The organism is Guyparkeria hydrothermalis (assembly GCF_023555375.1).
In the GTDB taxonomy this organism is placed as follows: domain Bacteria; phylum Pseudomonadota; class Gammaproteobacteria; order Halothiobacillales; family Halothiobacillaceae; genus Guyparkeria; species Guyparkeria hydrothermalis.
Genome location: NZ_JAJSEE010000007.1, coordinates 21,826 through 39,587, shown reverse-complemented (window position 1 = coordinate 39,587; position 17,762 = coordinate 21,826). Strand labels below are relative to the sequence as shown.

General features: G+C 66.0%; 17 protein-coding genes. 7 read left to right on the top strand and 10 right to left on the bottom strand.

All coding sequences use genetic code 11. From position 1 onward, the window contains the following. Positions 1-18: 18 nt before the first annotated feature. Genes LV475_RS09615 through pilM form a run of 5 tightly spaced genes read right to left on the bottom strand, consistent with a single transcriptional unit; the run spans position 19 to position 5,101 of the window. Positions 19-2,232, bottom strand: coding sequence for a type IV pilus secretin PilQ (locus LV475_RS09615; RefSeq protein WP_250106205.1), 2,214 nt, complete (start codon positions 2,230-2,232; stop codon positions 19-21). Positions 2,233-2,235: 3 nt separating this feature from the next. After that, on the bottom strand, positions 2,236-2,793 hold the full coding sequence (locus LV475_RS09610; protein WP_197039189.1) for a pilus assembly protein PilP: 558 nt from the start codon (positions 2,791-2,793) through the stop codon (positions 2,236-2,238). Between the two features lie 2 nt (positions 2,794-2,795). After that, complete coding sequence (locus LV475_RS09605) at positions 2,796-3,416, bottom strand: type IV pilus inner membrane component PilO (protein ID WP_156227805.1); 621 nt, start codon at positions 3,414-3,416, stop codon at positions 2,796-2,798. 3 nt (positions 3,417-3,419) lie between these two features. Then, on the bottom strand, positions 3,420-4,007 hold the full coding sequence (locus LV475_RS09600) for a PilN domain-containing protein (RefSeq protein ID WP_136867603.1): 588 nt from the start codon (positions 4,005-4,007) through the stop codon (positions 3,420-3,422). Beyond that, positions 4,007-5,101, bottom strand: coding sequence for a type IV pilus assembly protein PilM (pilM, locus tag LV475_RS09595; protein WP_250106204.1), 1,095 nt, complete (start codon positions 5,099-5,101; stop codon positions 4,007-4,009). Before pilM ends, LV475_RS09600 begins: the two co-directional genes overlap by 1 nt. A gap of 218 nt (positions 5,102-5,319) precedes the next feature. Between pilM and LV475_RS09590 the strand changes: the two genes are divergently transcribed. Both LV475_RS09590 and LV475_RS09585 read left to right on the top strand, forming a co-directional pair. After that, a complete protein-coding gene (locus LV475_RS09590; protein WP_250106203.1) occupies positions 5,320-7,626 on the top strand; it encodes a penicillin-binding protein 1A in 2,307 nt (768 codons plus the stop codon). Positions 7,627-7,709: 83 nt separating this feature from the next. Continuing rightward, positions 7,710-8,312 (top strand): hypothetical protein, encoded by a 603-nt coding sequence (locus LV475_RS09585; RefSeq protein ID WP_250106202.1) that lies wholly within the window; start codon positions 7,710-7,712, stop codon positions 8,310-8,312. A 96-nt stretch (positions 8,313-8,408) separates the two neighbouring features. Here the strand turns inward: LV475_RS09585 and hemE are convergent, their stop codons facing one another. The 4 genes from hemE to rpsU all read right to left on the bottom strand — a co-directional run bounded on the left by hemE (position 8,409) and on the right by rpsU (position 11,668). Further along, on the bottom strand, positions 8,409-9,473 hold the full coding sequence (gene hemE / locus LV475_RS09580) for a uroporphyrinogen decarboxylase (protein ID WP_250106201.1): 1,065 nt from the start codon (positions 9,471-9,473) through the stop codon (positions 8,409-8,411). Between the two features lie 5 nt (positions 9,474-9,478). After that, positions 9,479-10,888 (bottom strand): FAD-dependent oxidoreductase, encoded by a 1,410-nt coding sequence (locus LV475_RS09575; protein WP_250106200.1) that lies wholly within the window; start codon positions 10,886-10,888, stop codon positions 9,479-9,481. An 89-nt stretch (positions 10,889-10,977) separates the two neighbouring features. Next, the gene (locus LV475_RS09570; protein ID WP_136867608.1) at positions 10,978-11,427 is read right to left on the bottom strand and encodes a GatB/YqeY domain-containing protein; all 450 of its coding nucleotides are present in this window, start codon (positions 11,425-11,427) and stop codon (positions 10,978-10,980) included. A gap of 25 nt (positions 11,428-11,452) precedes the next feature. Next, the gene (gene rpsU / locus LV475_RS09565) at positions 11,453-11,668 is read right to left on the bottom strand and encodes a 30S ribosomal protein S21 (RefSeq protein ID WP_058575314.1); all 216 of its coding nucleotides are present in this window, start codon (positions 11,666-11,668) and stop codon (positions 11,453-11,455) included. Between the two features lie 192 nt (positions 11,669-11,860). On the opposite strand from rpsU, the gene tsaD reads away from it, so the two are divergent. Next, a complete protein-coding gene (tsaD, locus tag LV475_RS09560) occupies positions 11,861-12,895 on the top strand; it encodes a tRNA (adenosine(37)-N6)-threonylcarbamoyltransferase complex transferase subunit TsaD (RefSeq protein WP_250106199.1) in 1,035 nt (344 codons plus the stop codon). Between the two features lies 1 nt (position 12,896). Here tsaD and plsY read toward each other — a convergent pair whose 3' ends face one another. Next, positions 12,897-13,547 carry a glycerol-3-phosphate 1-O-acyltransferase PlsY gene (gene plsY, locus LV475_RS09555; protein WP_250106198.1) on the bottom strand — a complete coding sequence of 217 codons (651 nt, stop codon included), beginning with the start codon at positions 13,545-13,547 and terminating at the stop codon, positions 12,897-12,899. Positions 13,548-13,633: 86 nt separating this feature from the next. Between plsY and LV475_RS09550 the strand changes: the two genes are divergently transcribed. From LV475_RS09550 to ccoO, 4 genes are all read left to right on the top strand, one after another. Next, complete coding sequence (locus tag LV475_RS09550; RefSeq protein WP_250106197.1) at positions 13,634-14,314, top strand: alpha/beta hydrolase family protein; 681 nt, start codon at positions 13,634-13,636, stop codon at positions 14,312-14,314. A gap of 117 nt (positions 14,315-14,431) precedes the next feature. Beyond that, positions 14,432-15,280 carry a malonyl-ACP O-methyltransferase BioC gene (gene bioC, locus LV475_RS09545; RefSeq protein WP_250106196.1) on the top strand — a complete coding sequence of 283 codons (849 nt, stop codon included), beginning with the start codon at positions 14,432-14,434 and terminating at the stop codon, positions 15,278-15,280. A 249-nt stretch (positions 15,281-15,529) separates the two neighbouring features. Further along, positions 15,530-16,987 carry a cytochrome-c oxidase, cbb3-type subunit I gene (gene ccoN / locus LV475_RS09540; RefSeq protein ID WP_136867928.1) on the top strand — a complete coding sequence of 486 codons (1,458 nt, stop codon included), beginning with the start codon at positions 15,530-15,532 and terminating at the stop codon, positions 16,985-16,987. An 18-nt stretch (positions 16,988-17,005) separates the two neighbouring features. After that, positions 17,006-17,740, top strand: coding sequence for a cytochrome-c oxidase, cbb3-type subunit II (gene ccoO, locus LV475_RS09535; RefSeq protein ID WP_250106195.1), 735 nt, complete (start codon positions 17,006-17,008; stop codon positions 17,738-17,740). Positions 17,741-17,762 lie beyond the last annotated feature (22 nt).

The window sequence follows — 17,762 nt, the reverse complement described above, 5'->3', positions numbered from 1 at the left end:
TGGGGGCGAACGGCGTGATCAGTTGTTGATCAGCACGCCCCGGTTGTGGTTCGCGAGGTTGTCGCGGTCGACGATCTTCGGCGTGACGAAGATCAGCAACTCGAACCGCGAGTCGTCGCGCAGCCGGTTCTTGAACAGGTTGCCGATGCCCGGCAGGTCGCCAAAGAACGGCACTTTCTCCAGCTGGGTGACGTTCTCGAACTCGTAGATGCCGCCCAGCACCACGGTCTGGCCGTTCTGCACCTGTACCTTGGTCTGCACCTCGCGGGTGTTGATCGGCGGCTCGCCATTGATCGCGCGGGTGTAGTCCGGCTCTTCCTTCATCACCAGGATGTCCATGATCACCATGTCGTTGGGCGTGATCTGGGGCGTGACTTCCGTCTTGAGCAGGGCCTCCTTGAACTCGATGTTCGCGATGGCGCCCCCGCCCGAGGCCGTCTGGGACTGATAGGGAATCTCCACGCCCTGCGAGATGGTCGCCTTGTGACCATTGGTGGTGATCACCTTCGGGTTGGAGACGATCTTGCCCGTGCCCTCGCTCTGCATGGCCTGCAGTTCGAGGTTCAGAAGCACGTTCGAGCCGAGGATCGCCAGCCCCAGCGAGCCGGTCGGATCGCCGCTGATCGGGGTGTTGACCATCCAGCTGTCCTGGCCCTCGAAATAGGTGCCATTGAGAGTTGATGGGTTTCGTTGGTCGATCGGGAAGGCCGGGCCGTCGCTGCCGTCGTATGCGCCGCCACCAAAGCCAACGCGCTGTCCGCCGCGGTCAAAACCGCCTTGCAGGCCCCAGCGCACACCCAGCTCGCGCGAGAAGTTGTCGGTGGCGATCACGATGCGGGTTTCGATCAAGACCTGCTTGACCGGACGGTCTACCTGCTCGATCAGGCCGCGAACGCGATCAAGGGCCTCGGCGGTGTCGGTCACGATCAGGTTGTTGGTGCGCGAGTCGACCGTGATCGAGCCGCGCCGGCTGAGGAAGTTGCCGTCGCTCTTCTTGTCACCGGCGCCCTCGCCGAGCCCGGAACTCTGGCGGACCAGGGTGGCGATGTCGCCGGCCTTGGCGTAGTTGATCTGGACGATGTCGGTGATCAGCGGTGCCAGCTGCTGGGCCTGCTCGCGGGCGGCCAGCTCGGCCTTGTCGCGGGCGGCGATCTCGTCGGTGGGCGCGACGTAGATCACGTTGCCGTTCTCGCGCGAGGACAGGCCCTTGGTGGTCATGATCAGGTCGAGGGCCTGGTCCCAGGGCACGTTTTCCAGTCGCAGGCTGATCGAGCCCTGGACGGTGTCACTGACCACGATGTTGTTGCCGGTGAAATCGGCGATCAGCTGCAGCAACGGGCGGACCTGAATGTCCTGGAACTTCAGGGTCAGGCGCTCGCCGGTGTATTCCTTCTTGCCCAGTGAGGTGCGTTGCTCTTCCTCGGGGATCGGCTGGACCTCGACCACCAGGCGGTTGCCGGTCTGGTAGGCCAGGTGCTCGCCGGCATCCTTGGTCTTGAGGGTGACGCGGCTGCCGTTGCCCTCGCGACGCACGTCGACGCGCTCGACCGGGGTGGCGAAGTCGTTGACGTTATAGCCACCTTCCTCGATCCGGGTGCCGGGCAGGCGCACGACGATCTGGCTGCCCTGGCGCTTGATGTCCATGGGCGCGTCGGTGCTGCCCACGTCCAGCAGCAGGCGGCCGGCACCACTCGAGGCGCGGCGGAAGTCGATCGGCTGGCCGGCATCCATGGCCGTGGCCTCGGAGCTGCCGCGGTCGGTGACGGCCAATCCGCTCGCGGTGGTCGTCGCCTGGCGCGCCTGGTCAAAGGAGATCGTGACCCGGTTGCCGTTCTGGTCGATGGAGTACGGCACCGACTGGTCGAGGTTGAAGACCGCGCGGGTCTTGCCATTGGCCTCGGCAAGCATGACGGATTTCACTGCCCCCAGACCGATTTCGGTCTGGCGACTGCCGGTCTGGTTGTCCACGTCCGGCAGGTCGATTGCCACCCGGGCCGGGTTGTCGATCTTGAAGCTGCCTGCCTCGCCGGCCAGCGGCTCGGAGAGGTTGAAATGCACCTGAACCGTGCCATCGCTGCTGCGGTCGTAGGAGATCTCGTTGAGATCGCCGGCCAGGGCCAGGGCAGGCGCGAGCGCGGCTGCCATGGTGATGGCTGGGAGGCCAAGCCCTCGACGCAGTCCCGTGCTCAGGCGTGAAGGTTTCTTGAGGTTGTCCATATCGCTGCTTCCCATCATTTAGCTCCGGCCGCTCTGAGACTTGACGACCGTTGTCTGTTTTCTCCAGCCACCCTGTCCATCGGGCACGATTTCCTCCAGCGTGACGCTGGTCTCGCCGATCTCCATCACTTCGCCGTAGTTGCGGCCCATGTGGTCGCCCAGCATCACTTCGTGGATGACGCCGTTGCCGTCGCGGATCAGGGCGTAGGTGTTGCCCTGGCGATTGATGATGCCGCGCATGGCGAGCGCGTCGAGCGGGAACTGCTCCAGCGGTTCCTTCGGGCGATCGACGTCCGGCTTGAGGCCGTCGCCGTCGTCGACGTCGTCTTCCTTGGGCGGCATGAACGGCGTCCGGGCCTCCTCCGGCACGCTGTAGGCGTATTTCGGCAGGGGCTTCATTTCCGGGATCGGCTCGATCTTGCCGCCCGGCCGGGCTTCCAGTTCGGCGACCTGCTGCTTGAGGTCGCTCATGTCCTGGGCGCAGCCACCGAGGCCGCCGACCAGGAGCAGCCCGGCACCGATCAGCCCGAGTCGAGCGAGGTCGAGTCGGGTCCGGCCGCCTTGATTGTGGTCCATGTTCATTGACCGCCTCCTTGCTCACCGCTTTCGAGGTAACGGTAGGTCTTCGCCTGGATGCCCATGGTCAGTTCGCGCTCGGCATCGTCGTCCATGGCGTTCGCGTCCCGCGGCTTCATCGCCGGGTTGTGCAGGGTCACGATGCGAGGCAGGTTGGCCGTGTCGCTGACGAACTGGGTCAGCTCACGATAGGTGCCGCGCAACGAGAGGTGGTAGGTCATCTCGGCGTAGAAGTCGTGCTTGACCTCGCTTCCCGGACGGATCTGCTCGTTCTTGAGGCCGTTGGATAGCGACGTCTGGGCGACGTTGTCGATCAGGTTCTCCGCTTCGCGCTTGTTCGGCAGCTGGCGCAGCAACTCGCCGAAGCGGGTTTCCATTTCCTTGATCTGCGCCTGGTAGGCCTCGAGGTTGGCCGCCAGGCGCTGCTTCTGGTCGACGGTCTGCAGCAGGGATTGCTCCTCGCGCTGTTCGCGCTCGAGCAGTTCCTTCTGCGGCAGGGTGTCGAAGTAGATTACCGCGCCGACGATCAGCACGAACACGAAGGCGAAGATGACCAGCCGCGTGCCGAGCGAGGTCAGACCGATGGTCTGGAAATCGAGATTTCTCAGTTCGTTGAGATCCATGGCTCAGTTCTCCTGGTCCGCGTCGTCTTCCTTGGGCGGCGTGATCTTCGCTTCGATCGAGAACACGTACTGACCGGCATCGGTGGTCTGGTCCGATCCCTCGGCCAGGATGCCCGAGCCCACCAGGCTCGCGTTGCCGATGTAGTCGGCGCTGTTGAGTCGCCGCAGGTAGGCCGCGACGCGAGCCTGAGCGTCGGCCTTGCCCTGCAAGCTGATCTTCTCGTCGTTGGTCACCGTGATGTCGGTCAGCTGGACGCCGTCGGGCAGGGTGGTGACGAAGTTTTCCACCAGGTGCACGATGGTCGGCCGGCTGGACTGAAGCTTCTCGATCACCTGCATGCGCGCGGTCAGCTCGGCCTTGCGTTGCTTGAGCTCGTTGATCGTCTGGATCTGGCGGTCGAGCTTCTTGATCACGTCCTCGAGGTAGGCGTTGCGGGCCTGCTGGTTCTCGATCTGCGACTGCATGACGGTGTGGATGCCGAAGGCGACGCCGACGGCGACCAGGGCGGCCAGCACGAGGTGGACGACAAAGTCGCGTTGCCGCTTCTGGCGCCGTTCCTCGCGCCAGGGGAGTAGGTTGATCCGTCTCATCAGTCGAAGCTCCTTAACGCAAGCCCGCAGGCGATCAGCATTGCGGTGCCGTGCCGTGCCATTTGCTCGGCGGACACGCCAGGTCCTTTGGCGAGTGCGGCGAACGGATTCGCCAGCCGGGTCGGTACCCCGGTCTCGTTGTTGATGCGCTCGACGGCGCCGGCGGTGTTGGCCGCGCCGCCACCGAGCAGGATCAGGTTGACGGTGCTGCCGCTCGATTCGGAGTAGTAGTACTGGATGAACCGCTCGACGTTCATTGCCAGCGAATCGAGGTAGGGCTGGAGCACCTTGCGCGGGTAATCCTCGGGCAGGCTGTCGTCGCGCTTGCGTTCCTCGGCCTCCTCGAGGCTCAACCCGTACTGGGCGGCGATCTCGCTGGTGAGTTGCTGGCCGCCGCCCTCGTGCTCGCGGGTGTAGACGATGTCGTCGCCGACGAAGATGCTCAGCGTCGTGGTGGTGTCGCCGAGATCGAATACCGCGACCGGCTGGGAACGTTCCTCGGGGGCGAGTGTCGGAGCCAGTATCTCGGTAAACGCGTTCTGCAGAGCGAAGGATTCGATGTCGACCACGTCCACCGTCATCCCGGCCGCTTCGGCCACCGCCACCCGGCTGTCGACGTTGTCCGTGCGCGTGGCGGCCATCAGGACGTCGACGCCCTCGGCCTCGCCGGAGCGGCGCTTCTTCTGCTTGCCGAGGATATCGGTCTGGACCGGCTCGAAGTCGAAGTTGACCTCGTCGATCGGGAAGGGGATGTACTGGTCGGCCTCGAGCTGGACCTGTTCCTCGAGCTCGAATTCGTCACCGGGGTTGTCGATATGCAACACCCGGCTGACGGCCGAGGAGGTCGGTACCGCCATGCACAGGTGCCGGCCCTTGACGCGGGCGCGGCGCACGGCCCGTGTCAGCGCATCCGCGACGGCCTCCGTGTCCGTGATCGACTTGCCCTGGACGGCCCCCTGCGGGAGGGGTTCGATGGCGAATGCCGTGGTGCGATAACCACCCCGGCGTTTTTCCAGTTGGATGAGCTTGACGGCGGTCGAACTGATGTCGACCCCGAGGCGAGCGGGTTTAGCGCTGAATAGTGGCACGGTCATTCCCTTCCTTTTGAGCGTGCGTTAAGGTTTCGCACACACGCACCTTGTCTCCCAGAGATGCATCCTATGGCATAACCGTCGCGCTTGTCGACAACGGCGCCGGGGCGTGCTCGCAACAACGGTCACTGGGCCTTTTTCTCTCTATTCGAATGAAGCTTATCAAGATTATTTTCTATCTGGTTGGTTTGGGCCTGATTTTGGCACTTGCCGGCGTCGGCGTGCTGTATCACATTTACAACACTCAGTTGCCGAGTGTCGATGAACTGGGCGAGGTGCGCTACCAGATGCCGATGCGCATCCACGATCGGGAAGGCGGCCTGATGGCGGAGTTCGGCGACCAGCGCCGCTTCCCAGTCTCCTTCGACGAGATACCGCCAGTGGTGGTGGATGCCTTCGTTGCCGCGGAGGACGATCGCTTCTTCGAGCACGTCGGGGTGGACTTCCTCGGCCTCGCCCGCGCGGCGATCGAGCTGGTGCGTACGGGCGAGAAGTCGCAGGGTGGCTCGACCATCACCATGCAGGTCGCGCGCAATTTCTATCTGGGTCGCGAGAAGACCTACACGCGCAAGCTCTACGAGATCCTGCTGGCGATCAAGATCGATCGCGCCTTCAGCAAGGAAGACATCCTGGCCCTCTACCTCAACAAGATCTTCATGGGGCATCGCGCCTACGGGGTCAAGGCGGCGGCCCAGGTGTATTTCGACAAGGACCTGCCGGAGCTGACCGTTGCCGAGGCCGCCATGCTCGCCGCGCTACCCAAGGCGCCGTCGACCACCAATCCCGTCAGTGATCCCGAACGCGCCCTGGCACGCCGCGCCTACGTGCTCGGGCGGATGCTCAAGCTGGGCCAGATCGACCAGGCCACCTTCGACCGCTCGATCGACGAACCCCTGCCGGGGCGCCTGTACACCTCGGCCGAGGTGGTGACCCGCGCGCCCTACGCGGCAGAAATGGCCCGTCGCGACCTGGTGGAGGAGTATGGTGACGAGGCCTACGAAATGGGGATCGCCGTGCAGACCAGCATCGATCCCGAGGCCCAGGCGTCGGCGACCCGCGCCCTGCGTCGTGCCCTGATCGACTACGACCGCCGTCACGGCTACCGCGGTCCCGAGGCCGACTGGAGCGAGTGGCTCGATGATCGCGAGGCGCTCGAGGAGCAACTGGCCGAGACCGATCGGGTCGGCGGGCTGCTCCCGGCCGTGGTGCTGGCGGTCGATGCGAACGAGGCGCGTGTGCTGGTGCGTGATGCCGGCGAGATCAACCTGGGGCTCGAGGCGATGGATTGGGCCTGCGAGTACCGGGACGTCGATCGCTGCGGGCCGAAGCCCAAGGCGGTCGATGACGTCCTCGAGCGGGGCGCCCTGATCCGCGTCGAGCCGACCGAGTCCGAGGAGGGCACCGCCTACCGGCTCGCGCAGATCCCGGAGGTGACCGGGGCATTCGCGGCGCTCGACCCGTCGAGCGGCGCCATTCGGGCCATGGTCGGCGGGTTCGATTTCTTCCACGACAGCGAATTCAACAACGTCACGCGCGCCGAGCGCCAGCCGGGCTCGGGCTTCAAGCCCTACCTCTATTCCGCGGCCCTCGACCAAGGGTTCACCTGGGCAAGCATGATCAACGATTCGCCGGTGGTCGTGGAAGACGGGGTGCGCGAGGGGATCGACTGGCGCCCGAGCAATTACGGTCGCAGCTTCGGTGGCATGCGGCGCATGCGCGAGGCGCTGACGCGTTCGGTGAACCTGGTGTCCATCCGTCTGGCCCAGGCCGTCGGTACGCCGGCGGTGCTCGATTACGCCGGGCGGTTCGGCCTGCCGGTGGACGAGTGGAAGCCGACCCTGTCGATGGCCCTGGGCAGTTACACCCTGACACCGCTGGACCAGGTGGCCGGCTTCGCGGTGTTCGCCAATGGCGGCTATCGCGTGAGCCCGTTCCTCGTCACCGAGGTGGATAACCCGGACGACGGCGTCATCTACTCGCACCCGGCGGTCAGCCTGTGTGACAACTGCCCGGCCGACACGGCCGACCCGAGCCTTGCACCGCGGGTGATCACCGCGCAGAACGCGTTTCTGATGCGTTCCGGACTCAGAAGCGTGGTGCGCGAGGGTACGGCGGTGCGTGCCTGGCGTGCGCTGCAACGCGAGGACATCGGTGGCAAGACCGGTACGACCAACGACCAGCGCGATGCCTGGTTCTCCGGCTTCGGGCCCGGTTGGGTGGCCGTCGCCTGGGTCGGGTTTGCCGACAACAGCGAGCTGGGGCGGCGCGAGACCGGTGGCAAGGCGGCATTGCCGATGTGGATCGATTTCATGGGCGACGTGCTGCCCCCGGCGGCAGAGCCCGAGGAGCCGCCAGAGGGTATCGTCACGGCATGGATCGATCCCGACACGGGCAAGCGGGTTCCCGAGGGGCACCCCGGTGCGATCCGCGAGTATTTCGATGCCACCAATCCACAGGCGAGTCTGCCCGAGGAGGACGCGGCGGCCGCGTCCGGCACCTCGCGCGAGGTAATCGAGAACCTGTTCTGATCGTCGGGCCGTCGACCGGTCATGCCGATCAGCCACCCGGGCGGCGCGGCGCGTCGCCCCGCCATCGAGGGGAGCGAGAGCACATGGGGCCCGCATCACTGGAACTGCTGCGCCGTGCCGCGCGCTATGCGGCCGACGCGCCGGGGCAGTCGCGCGGCGAGTCATTGCGAGCCGCCGCCGAGGAGCTGGGCGAATCACTGGATCCGCGTTTTCGTGCCGCCGACCTGGACCGCCTCGAGCTCGAGCTGAGCCAGTACCAGGCGACGTTCCGCCCCGAGCAGCAGGACCAGCTCGTCGCGCTGCGGCAGGCGGCACTCGAGGCCATGACCTTCTTCGCGGCGTTTCGCCCGCGCCTGGTGGGCGAGGTGCTCACCGGCACGGCCGACGCCTATTCACCCATCGTGCTGCAACTGTTCGCCGCCACGCCCGAGCAGGTCATCGAGTGCTTGCTGGGTCACGACATTCCGTTCGAGGAATCCGAGACGAGCTACCAGTACCGGGACGGGCGCAGCGAGCGAGTGTCGGTGTTTGCCTTCGGCGCGGGCGACGATCACGTCGTGCTCGAGGTCTTCCCGGAGGCGGGGTTGCGCGAGGCGCCGCTCGCCCCGGGTGGCGGCAAGCTGCGCCGCGCCTCGCGCCAGCAACTCGAGGCATTGATGCAGGAAGGGCCGATGGCGGCGCACTGAGCTCGGCCGGCAGGGGCCGGCTGACTGGATGCTTCAACGCAAAAGCCCCCGGCGATGCCGGGGGCTTTTCTCGATCACTCGCGGATGGTCGCGTCGTCAGCCGCGGGCGCTGAGGCGATGTACCGCGTCGACCAGCACCTTGACCTTGTCGGGATTCACGTGCTGATGAATGCCGTGGCCGAGGTTGAAGACGTGACCGGGGTGGGGGCCGAATTCCTCGAGGATGCGGGCCACCTCGCGCTCGATCACCTCGTCCGGGGCGTAGAGCACGCTCGGGTCGAGGTTGCCCTGCAGGGCAACGCGGTCGCCGACGCGGTTGCGGATCGCGTCCAGCGTCACCGTCCAGTCCAGGCCGATGCCGTCGGCGCCGGTGTCCGCGATCCAGTGCGCCCACTGGCCGCCGCCCTTGGTGAACAGGGTGACCGGGACGTAGCTGCCGTCCGGACGTTCGCGCTGCAGGCCGTCGACGATGCGCTGCATGTATTGCAGCGAGAAATCGCGGTAGTCGTGTGGTGCGAGCACGCCCCCCCAGGTGTCGAACACCATCAGCGACTGCGCGCCGGCCTCGATCTGGGCGTTGAGGTAGTCGGTCACGGCGTCGGCGAGTCGGCCAAGCAGGTCATGGGCCGCCTTCGGATCGCTATAGACCAGTCCCTTGACCTTGGCGAAGTCCTTGGTGCCACCACCCTCGACCATGTAGGTCGCCAGTGTCCACGGGCTGCCGGTAAAACCGATCAGCGGGACGCGGCCGTTGAGCGCCTTGCGGATCGTGGAGACGGCGTTCATGACGTAGCCCAGATCCGATCCCATGTCCGGCTTGGGCAGGCGGGCGATGTCCGCCGCGCTGCGCACCGGGCGCTCGAACACGGGGCCTTCGCCGGCGACGAACTTCAATCCCAGGCCCATGGCGTCCGGGATGGTCAGGATGTCCGAGAACAGGATGGCCGCGTCGAGGTCGTATCGCTCCAGCGGCTGGAGGGTGACCTCGCAGGCCAGATCGGCCGAGCGGCACAGGTCCATGAAGCTGCCGGCACGTTCACGCGTGGCGCGGTATTCCGGCAGGTAGCGACCCGCCTGGCGCATGATCCAGATCGGGGTGCGATCGACGGGTTGGCGCGCCAGTGCGCGTAACAGGCGATCGTTCTGCAGCGGAGCGGTCATGAAGCTTATACGTCCAGGTAGTCGAGGATGCCGAAGGCCGCGTTGCGTCCCTCGAAGACGGCGGTGACCACGAGATCCGCGCCGCGCACCATGTCGCCGCCAGCAAAGATCTTGGGGTTGCTGGTCTGGAATTCCGGCTTGTTCTGGTCCTTGTGAACCATCACGCGGCCGCTGGGGTCGAGCTCGATCTTCTGGTTCTCGAACCAGTCGGCCGGGGAGGGACGGAAGCCGAAGGCGATCAACACCGCGTCGGCCTCGACTACCTGCTCGGAGCCCTCGATGGCCACCGGACGACGGCGACCGCGCTCGTCCGGCTCGCCCAGGCGGGTCTCGACGAACTTCACGCCGGTGACCTGGCCGCCCTCGCCGAGAATCTCGACCGGCTGGAGGTTGAACATGAAGTGCGCCCCTTCCTCGCGGGCGTTCTTCACCTCGCGGCGCGAGCCGGGCATGTTGTCTTCGTCGCGGCGATAGACCGTGGTCACCTTGGCCGCGCCCTGGCGCAGCGAGGTGCGGGTGCAGTCCATGGCCGTGTCGCCACCGCCGAGGACCACCACACGCTTGTCCTTGACGCTGATGTAGGGGTAGTCGCCGCCGAAGTCGAGCAGGTGGTTGGTGTTGCCGATCAGGAACGGCAGCGAGGCGTGCACGCCCTCGAGGTCCTCGCCGGGGAAGCCGCCTTGCATGGCGTTGTAGGCGCCCATGCCCATGAACACCGCGTCGAACTCCTCGAGGATGTCGTCGATGGTGATGTCCTTGCCGACCTCGGTGTTCAGCCGGAATTCGATCCCCATGCCCTCGAAGATCTCGCGACGCGTCTGCATCACGTGTTTTTCGAGCTTGAACGACGGGATGCCGAAGGTGATCAGGCCGCCGATCTGCGGGTGGCGATCGAAGACCACCGCCTTGACGCCGTGGCGCGCCAGGATGTCGGCGCAGCCCAGGCCGGCCGGCCCGGCGCCAATCACGGCGACGCGCTTGTCGGTGGGCACCACGTCGGACATGTCCGGGCGCCAGCCCATCTTGAAGGCCTCGTCGGCGATGTACTTCTCGACCGAGCCGATGGTGACCGCGCCGAAGCCGTCGTTCAGGGTGCAGGCGCCCTCGCAGAGGCGGTCCTGCGGGCAGACGCGGCCGCAGACCTCGGGCAGGGAGTTGGTCTTGTGGGCCATCTCCGCGGCCTCGAGCAGGTTGCCCTCGGCGATCAGCTTGAGCCAGTTGGGGATGTAGTTGTGGACCGGGCACTTCCACTCGCAGTACGGATTGCCGCACTCGAGGCAGCGGTCGGACTGCTCAGCCGCGTGATCCGGGGTGAATTGCCCGTAGATTTCGTTGAACTGTTGGACGCGTTCCTCGGCAGGAGTGGTCTCCGGGTCGCGTCGCGGCACGTTCAGGAACTGGAAAGTCTCGCCCATGGCTCGTTCTCGAATTGATGGTTCGGATCAACGCGGCGCCCGGGAGGGGTCCGGCTGGGCGGACCGCGGCCCGGGGCGATCCCCGTGGCTCAGGCCGAGAGGCGGGAGCGGACGGCCTGGCTGACGGCGGCCATGTCGGCACGGCCGGCCAGGCGTTCGCGGGCCGTTTTCATCACGGCCCCCATCTGGCTCAGGTCGGTGGCCTGCTCGGCGGCGATGATCTCGGCCACCGCGGCCTCGATTTCCTCGGGGGACAGCGGCTGAGGTAGGTAGGTTTCGATGATCGCCAGTTCCGCTTCCTCGACGGCCTTGAGGTCGTCGCGGCCGGCGGACTCGTACTGGGCGATCGACTCGCGGCGCTGCTTGGCCTGCTTGGTTAGGATCGCCATGGCCTCGTCTTCCGAGACCTCCCGGCGTTCATCGATCTCCCGCTGCTTGATCGCGGCGATCAGCATGCGGATCGTGGCCAGACGCGACTTCTCGCCGCTCTTCATGGCCGTTTTCATGTCGGCGGTCAGTCGCGCCTTGATCGTGCTCATGCGGAAGTCGCCGTCACAAGCTCGATCAGTACAGACGAACGCGACGCGCTTGTTCCTTCGCGAGGCGCTTCTGGTTGCGCTTCACGGCAGCCGCAGCCTTGCGCTTGCGGGCGGCCGTCGGCTTTTCGTAGTACTCGCGCTCGCGCATCTCGCTGATGATGCCGGCTTTCTCGCAGGAGCGCTTGAAACGACGAACTGCTACCTCGAAAGGCTCATTTTCCCGAACACGTACAGAAGGCATGAATGCGTTCCACCTCGTTGATTTGAAACAGAAATGTTTGGCTTCGGACCCACGCGGCCCAAAATAAAAGGTGTTGTAGTATAAAGCGTTGCCCGAGGTGTGCAAGAGGCAAATGCCGCGGCGCTCGCCCGTCCGGATTGGCCTGTAGCCACGACGATCACCCGCTTACCTACAATTAAAGGAGTCCCGCGCGTGCGCGTACTGGCAATCGAGAGTTCCTGTGACGAGACCGCCGTCGCCATCTTCGATGGTGGCCGAGATCGGTTGCTGGCCCATCGCGTCCATTCCCAGACCGACGTGCATGCCGACTACGGCGGGGTGGTGCCGGAACTGGCCGCCCGCGATCACATGCGCCGGCTGCCGGGGTTGACCCGCACGACGCTCGCCGACGCCGGTCTCGACCTCGATGCCATCGATGCGGTGGCGTACACCGCCGGCCCGGGCCTAGCGGGCGCCTTGATGACGGGGGCGGCGTTCGCCAAGGGTCTGGCCGCCAGCCGTGGATTGCCGGCGCTGGGTGTGAATCACCTCGAGGGACACATTCTGGCGCCGCTCTTGGGCGAGGATCCGCCGTCGTTCCCGTTCCTGGCGCTGCTGGTGTCCGGCGGGCACAGCCAGTTGATCGAGGTGCGCGAGGTCGGCGACTACCGGCTCTTGGGCGAGAGCATCGATGACGCGATCGGCGAAGCCTTCGACAAGTCGGCCAAGCTGATGGGGCTTGGCTACCCCGGCGGCGCGGCCCTGTCGCGACTGGCCGAGCAGGGCGATCCAGGCGCGGTGGCCTTTACCCGGCCGATGGTCAACCGGCCCGGTCTGGACCTGAGTTTCAGCGGGCTGAAGACCGCGGTGGCCAATGCCATCGCCGCCGGGTGTGCCTTTGAAGACGTCGCCGCCTCCTTCGAGCGCACGGTGATCGACACGCTCGAGATCAAGCTCAAGCGGGCGCTCGAGCAGACCGGATTGAATCGTCTGGTAGTCGCCGGCGGGGTGGCGGCCAACCGGCCGCTGCGCCGGCGGCTGGCCGGCATGATGGACGAACGGGGCGGGGTGGTGCATTTCCCGGCCATCGAGCTCTGTACCGACAACGCCGCAATGATCGCGCTGGCCGGTTACCGGCGGCTGGTGGCCGGCGAGCGGGACCCGGCGCCGGGCTTCCGTGTCCGGGCGCGATGGCCCCTGGCAGATCTCAGGGTGCCGGGGTGTCCTGCCGCTGCGGCCGTGTCCTGACTTATTCGGGCTTTTCGCCGATGCGCGGTTCCTCGCCGCGGACCAGTCGGCGGATGTTGCCGTGGTGGCGCAGGATCAGCAGCAGCGCCATCAGCGAGATGGCCAACGCGATGAAGGGCGGCGCGAGAAAGGTGGCCACCGTCGCGGCCACCACCGCGGCGAACAACGCGGACAGCGAGGAGTAGCGCGTGGCCCAGGCCGTGCTCAGCCAGCCCACGATGGCGACCAGGCCGATGACCGGCGCCATCGCAAGGATCGCCCCGGCGGCCGTCGCGACCCCCTTGCCGCCCTTGAAGCCGAAGAACACCGGGAACAGGTGGCCAAGGAAGGCGAACAGACCGGCCGTGCCCATAGCGGCCTGCTGCGAGGCGCTGTCGACGGCGAGGCCCGCGACGAGTACCGGGGCCAGGCCCTTGAGGAGATCGCCCACTAACGTGACAATGGCCGCCTTTTTCCCGCCCAGGCGCAGGACGTTGGTGGCGCCGGGGTTGCCCGACCCCGCCGAGCGCGGGTCCGGTAGTCCCAGCAGGCGCGCCGTGATCACTCCGGTGGACAACGAGCCCACTAGGTAGGCGGCGACGGCGATGATGAGTAGAAGGGGCCAGTCGAGGGCAGTCAATTGCTGAATCCGGGGTTTGAGTGGGGTCGCCATTATCACGGTCGACACGCCTGCCCGCAAACCGCGGTGCCGGGCCGGGCGATCGGTCGTCTGCCGGCGGGGCGACGGGGCGGGAGACGATGAGCGACGCCCCGGCACCGCGGGCGGCGCGCGTCGGGCTGGTCGCCGGCTGGTCATTCCCGGCGGGCGTGTTCGATCCGCTCGTTCGACAGTTGGCCGTCACGGAGGTCGTTTCGTTCGACTGGTCGTCGTTTGCCTCGGGCTGGCTCGAGCCGGGTCACGGCGAGGGGGCGGCGTTTGCCGCCGAGCCAGCGGTCTGGGTGGGTTGGTCGCTTGGTGGGTCGCTCCTGCTGGAGGCCGTGCGTCGTGGCAATCTCAGGCCAGCGCGGCTGGTGCTCGTGCAGGCTACGCCCTGTTTCCTCGCCGGCGAGGGCTGGCCGGGCGTGAGCCGGGGCGAGTGGCAGTCCTTGCGGCGGGCGGCCGACCGGGCCCCCCGTCGAGCGGCGGCGGCCTTTCGGCGGCGATTCGGTCTCCCGGTCGAGCCTGCCGCGGATGCTGCGTCGGCGGCGGTCGAGGGGCTGGACTGGCTCGCCGAGCTGGACCTTCGGCAGGCTCTGGCCGGCATCGAGGTGCCGGTGGATGTCTGGCTTGCGCCGGCGGACCCACTGGTGCCGGTCGACTGGCCGAGCCACCTGAATCTGCCCGCGCACCTGCGGGTGAACCGTTTCACGCAACCGGGTCACGCCGCCTGGCTCGACCACGTCGCCGAGCTGGCGGGCGCGATCGCGTCGCCTCGGTAGGCGCCGAGGCCTTGGCCACTCGGGTCACCCGACAATGGAGCATCCCGTCGTCGGGCGTCGATCGAACCGAATCGCTGGCCGCCACCCACCACCATTCGCGAGTTTCTATTTCCCGGTATGTCTCCCTTACCTCCCTTTGATCTGCGCCGTGTGCGCGAGCGATTCAACCGCGCGGCGAGCGAGTACGACCGTCACGCGGCGGTCCAGCGCGAGATCGGTCGACGGCTGGATGAGCGGTTTGGCTGGCTCAAGCTCGATCCGACGCGCATCCTCGATCTCGGATCGGGTACCGGTCAGATGGTGCGTGCCATGCGCCAGCGCTACCCGCAGGCCGACGTGGTGGGGCTGGATCTTGCCGAGAACATGCTGCGCTGCCTGCCGCGGCGGCGTTGGTGGTCGCCGCATCGCGCCGCCGTGGCGGCCGACATGCATGCGCTGCCGTTCGCCGGCGGCAGCATGGACGCGGTGGTCTCCAATTTCGCCGTGCAGTGGAGCGATCGGCCCGATGCCTTCTTCGGCGAGGTCGCCCGGGTATGCGCCTCGGGCGCCCCGTTTGCGTTCACCACGCTGGGACCGGACAGCCTGCAGGAAATACGGCGCGCCTGGGCCGAGGTCGACCCCTCGCCCCACGTTCACCAGTTTCTCGACATGCACGATCTGGGGGATGCGTTGGTCTCGGCGATGCTTGCCGACCCGGTGATGGATCGCGAGACCCTGACGGTCACCTATCCGACGGTCGATGCGCTGCTGGCCGATCTCCGGGGGGTTGGGGTCGGCAATGCGCAGGCGGGGCGGTCGGCGGGCATGACCGGGCCGAGGGTCTGGCGCCGGTTCCGTGACGCGCTGGCCGGCCAGGCGGTCGATGGGCGCATCCCCCTGACCTATGAAATCGTCTACGGGCTGGCCTGGGGCACGGGGGTGTCGCCGATGGCCGCGCCCTCCCATGGGGTCGTGGCGGCCGACTGAGCCGGGGCGGTGAGGCATTGTGGCGGCCGCGCAACAGATAAAACTTGCGCGCGGATCAATCAGGTTTGCTTATGCATGGGCGAAATGCCCGCTAACTGGTTGAAAGCCCGTCGTGGCGGCGTGTGTCACGCGAGTAAATTAGTAAATTCATAGGTTTTTGTCGGCAGGGGATTCGATTATGATTGCCGACCGCGAAAAAGGGTCTGGCCGACGCGGCCGGGATGAACCTAAAAGTCTGGAGGGGTCACGATGTCCACCACAACAGCTTCGGTAGCGACCGAGCAGTACAACTACGGCATCGTCAAGAAGTTCGCCATCATGGCCATGATTTGGGGCGTGTTGGGGATGCTTGCCGGTGTGTATATTGCCAGTGAGCTGGCATGGCCGTTTTTGAACTTCAACATCGCCGAGATCACCTTCGGTCGTCTGCGCCCCGTGCACACGACCCTGGTGATCTTCGGTTTTGGTGGCAGTGCGTTGTTCGCAACGTCCTACTACATCGTGCAGCGCACCTGCCAGGCGCGCCTCTGGGGTGGCAAGCTGCTGCCCGAACTGACCTTCTGGGGTTGGCAGCTGGCCCTGGTGCTGGGTGTCATCACCTACATGGCCGGTTACACCCAGGGTCGTGAGTACGCCGAGTTCGTCTGGCCGATCGACCTGCTGATCACCGTCGTCTGGGTGATCTACTTCGCCGTCTACGCGATGACCCTGGTCAAGCGCAGCCAGCCGCACATTTACGTGGCGAACTGGTTCTTCATGGCGTTCATCCTGGCTACCGCGCTGTTGCACATCTTCAACAACCTGCAGGTGCCGGTCGCCTGGAACAGCCTCGAGTCCTACGCGCTGTTCGCCGGCGTGCAGGATGCGATGACCCAGTGGTGGTACGGCCACAATGCGGTCGGCTTCTTCCTGACTGCCGCCTTCCTCGGCATGATGTACTACTTCGTGCCCAAGCAGGCCGGTCGCCCGATCTACTCCTACCGCCTGTCGATCGTGCACTTCTGGGCGCTGTCGTTCCTCTACATGTGGGTGGGCGCGCACCACCTGCACTGGACCGCGCTGCCGGACTGGGTCTCCACCCTCGCGGCAACCTTCTCCATCCTGCTGCTCCTGCCCTCCTGGGGCGGCATGATCAACGGCATCATGACCCTGTCGGGTGCCTGGGAGAAGCTGCGTACCGATCCGATCATGCTGTTCCTGATCACCGCGCTGGCCTTCTACGGTATGTCGACCTTCGAGGGTCCGATGATGTCGCTGAAGTCGGTTAACGCCCTGTCGCACTACACCGACTGGACCGTCGGCCACGTGCACTCCGGCGCGCTGGGCTGGGTCGCGATGATCACCATCGGCTCGTTCTACCACCTGATCCCGCGTCTCTGGGGTACCACGCTGTACTCGACCAAGCTGGTGTTCGTCCACTTCTGGCTGGCCACCATCGGCGTCGTGCTCTACATCGTCGCCCTGTGGGTCGCCGGTATCGGTCAGGGCCTGATGCTGCGTGCCTTCGACCAGTACGGCAACCTCGCCTACACCTTCATCGAGACCGTCTCGTTCCTGCACATCCCGTACGTGGTGCGTGCCATTGGTGGTGCCTTCTTCCTCTCGGGCATGCTGCTGATGTCTTACAACATCTACATGACGATCTCGGGTGCCCGTCAGCCGGCATCCGATGAAGGCCGCGACGCCGTTGCTGCCGCCGCACGCTAAAGGATTGAGGTTAGGTGAATGAAACACGAAAGCATTGAAATCAACTCCGGCCTGCTGATCGTCCTCACCCTGGCGGTCATCAGCATCGGGGGGCTGGTCGAGATCGTCCCGCTGTTCCACATCGAGGAAACGGTCGAGGAAGTGGACGGTGTCCGTCCCTACACCCCGCTCGAGCTGCGAGGTCGGGACATCTACGTCAAGGAAGGGTGCTACACCTGTCACTCGCAGATGATCCGTCCGTTCCGTGACGAGCAGCTGCGTTACGGCCACTACTCGCTGGCGGCCGAGTCCCAGTACGACCACCCATTCCAGTGGGGCTCCAAGCGCACCGGTCCGGACCTGGCCCGCGTGGGCGGCAAGTACTCCAACGAGTGGCAGACGCAGCACCTGGTCGACCCGCAGTCGCTGGTGCCGGAGTCGATCATGCCGGGTTACCCGTGGCTCCTGGAGAACGAGCTGGACTACAGCCAGATCGAGGACCGCATGGTGGCGCTCAAGCGCGTCGGCGTGCCGTACTCGCAGAGCCAGGAAGAGTACGACGCCAACGTCGAGCAGTTCGGCGCCGACATGGCCGACAAGCTCCACGTCGGCAACGCGACCGAGGTCCTGGAAAGCCAGGCCGGTGCGCAGAACTGGGACGGCGATCCGAACCGCATCACCGAAATGGACGCCCTCGTGGCCTACCTGCAGATGCTGGGCACGATGGTCGACTTCTCCAAGTACGAAGACGGCCACTTCAACCAGTTCCGTTGATACTTGAAACCGCCACCGTCGA

What these genes read in the sequence shown, in the direction of transcription:
- LV475_RS09605 (WP_156227805.1), bottom strand. Translation starts at nt 3,416, where the DNA reads ATGGATCTCAACGAACTGAGAAATCTCGATTTCCAGACCATCGGTCTG.
- rpsU (WP_058575314.1), bottom strand. Translation starts at nt 11,668, where the DNA reads ATGCCTTCTGTACGTGTTCGGGAAAATGAGCCTTTCGAGGTAGCAGTT.
- LV475_RS09610 (WP_197039189.1), bottom strand. Translation starts at nt 2,793, where the DNA reads ATGGACCACAATCAAGGCGGCCGGACCCGACTCGACCTCGCTCGACTC.
- LV475_RS09550 (WP_250106197.1), top strand. Translation starts at nt 13,634, where the DNA reads ATGAGCGACGCCCCGGCACCGCGGGCGGCGCGCGTCGGGCTGGTCGCC.
- LV475_RS09585 (WP_250106202.1), top strand. Translation starts at nt 7,710, where the DNA reads ATGGGGCCCGCATCACTGGAACTGCTGCGCCGTGCCGCGCGCTATGCG.
- bioC (WP_250106196.1), top strand. Translation starts at nt 14,432, where the DNA reads ATGTCTCCCTTACCTCCCTTTGATCTGCGCCGTGTGCGCGAGCGATTC.
- ccoN (WP_136867928.1), top strand. Translation starts at nt 15,530, where the DNA reads ATGTCCACCACAACAGCTTCGGTAGCGACCGAGCAGTACAACTACGGC.
- hemE (WP_250106201.1), bottom strand. Translation starts at nt 9,473, where the DNA reads ATGACCGCTCCGCTGCAGAACGATCGCCTGTTACGCGCACTGGCGCGC.
- LV475_RS09615 (WP_250106205.1), bottom strand. Translation starts at nt 2,232, where the DNA reads ATGGGAAGCAGCGATATGGACAACCTCAAGAAACCTTCACGCCTGAGC.
- pilM (WP_250106204.1), bottom strand. Translation starts at nt 5,101, where the DNA reads ATGACCGTGCCACTATTCAGCGCTAAACCCGCTCGCCTCGGGGTCGAC.
- LV475_RS09575 (WP_250106200.1), bottom strand. Translation starts at nt 10,888, where the DNA reads ATGGGCGAGACTTTCCAGTTCCTGAACGTGCCGCGACGCGACCCGGAG.
- LV475_RS09600 (WP_136867603.1), bottom strand. Translation starts at nt 4,007, where the DNA reads ATGAGACGGATCAACCTACTCCCCTGGCGCGAGGAACGGCGCCAGAAG.
- ccoO (WP_250106195.1), top strand. Translation starts at nt 17,006, where the DNA reads ATGAAACACGAAAGCATTGAAATCAACTCCGGCCTGCTGATCGTCCTC.
- LV475_RS09570 (WP_136867608.1), bottom strand. Translation starts at nt 11,427, where the DNA reads ATGAGCACGATCAAGGCGCGACTGACCGCCGACATGAAAACGGCCATG.
- plsY (WP_250106198.1), bottom strand. Translation starts at nt 13,547, where the DNA reads ATGGCGACCCCACTCAAACCCCGGATTCAGCAATTGACTGCCCTCGAC.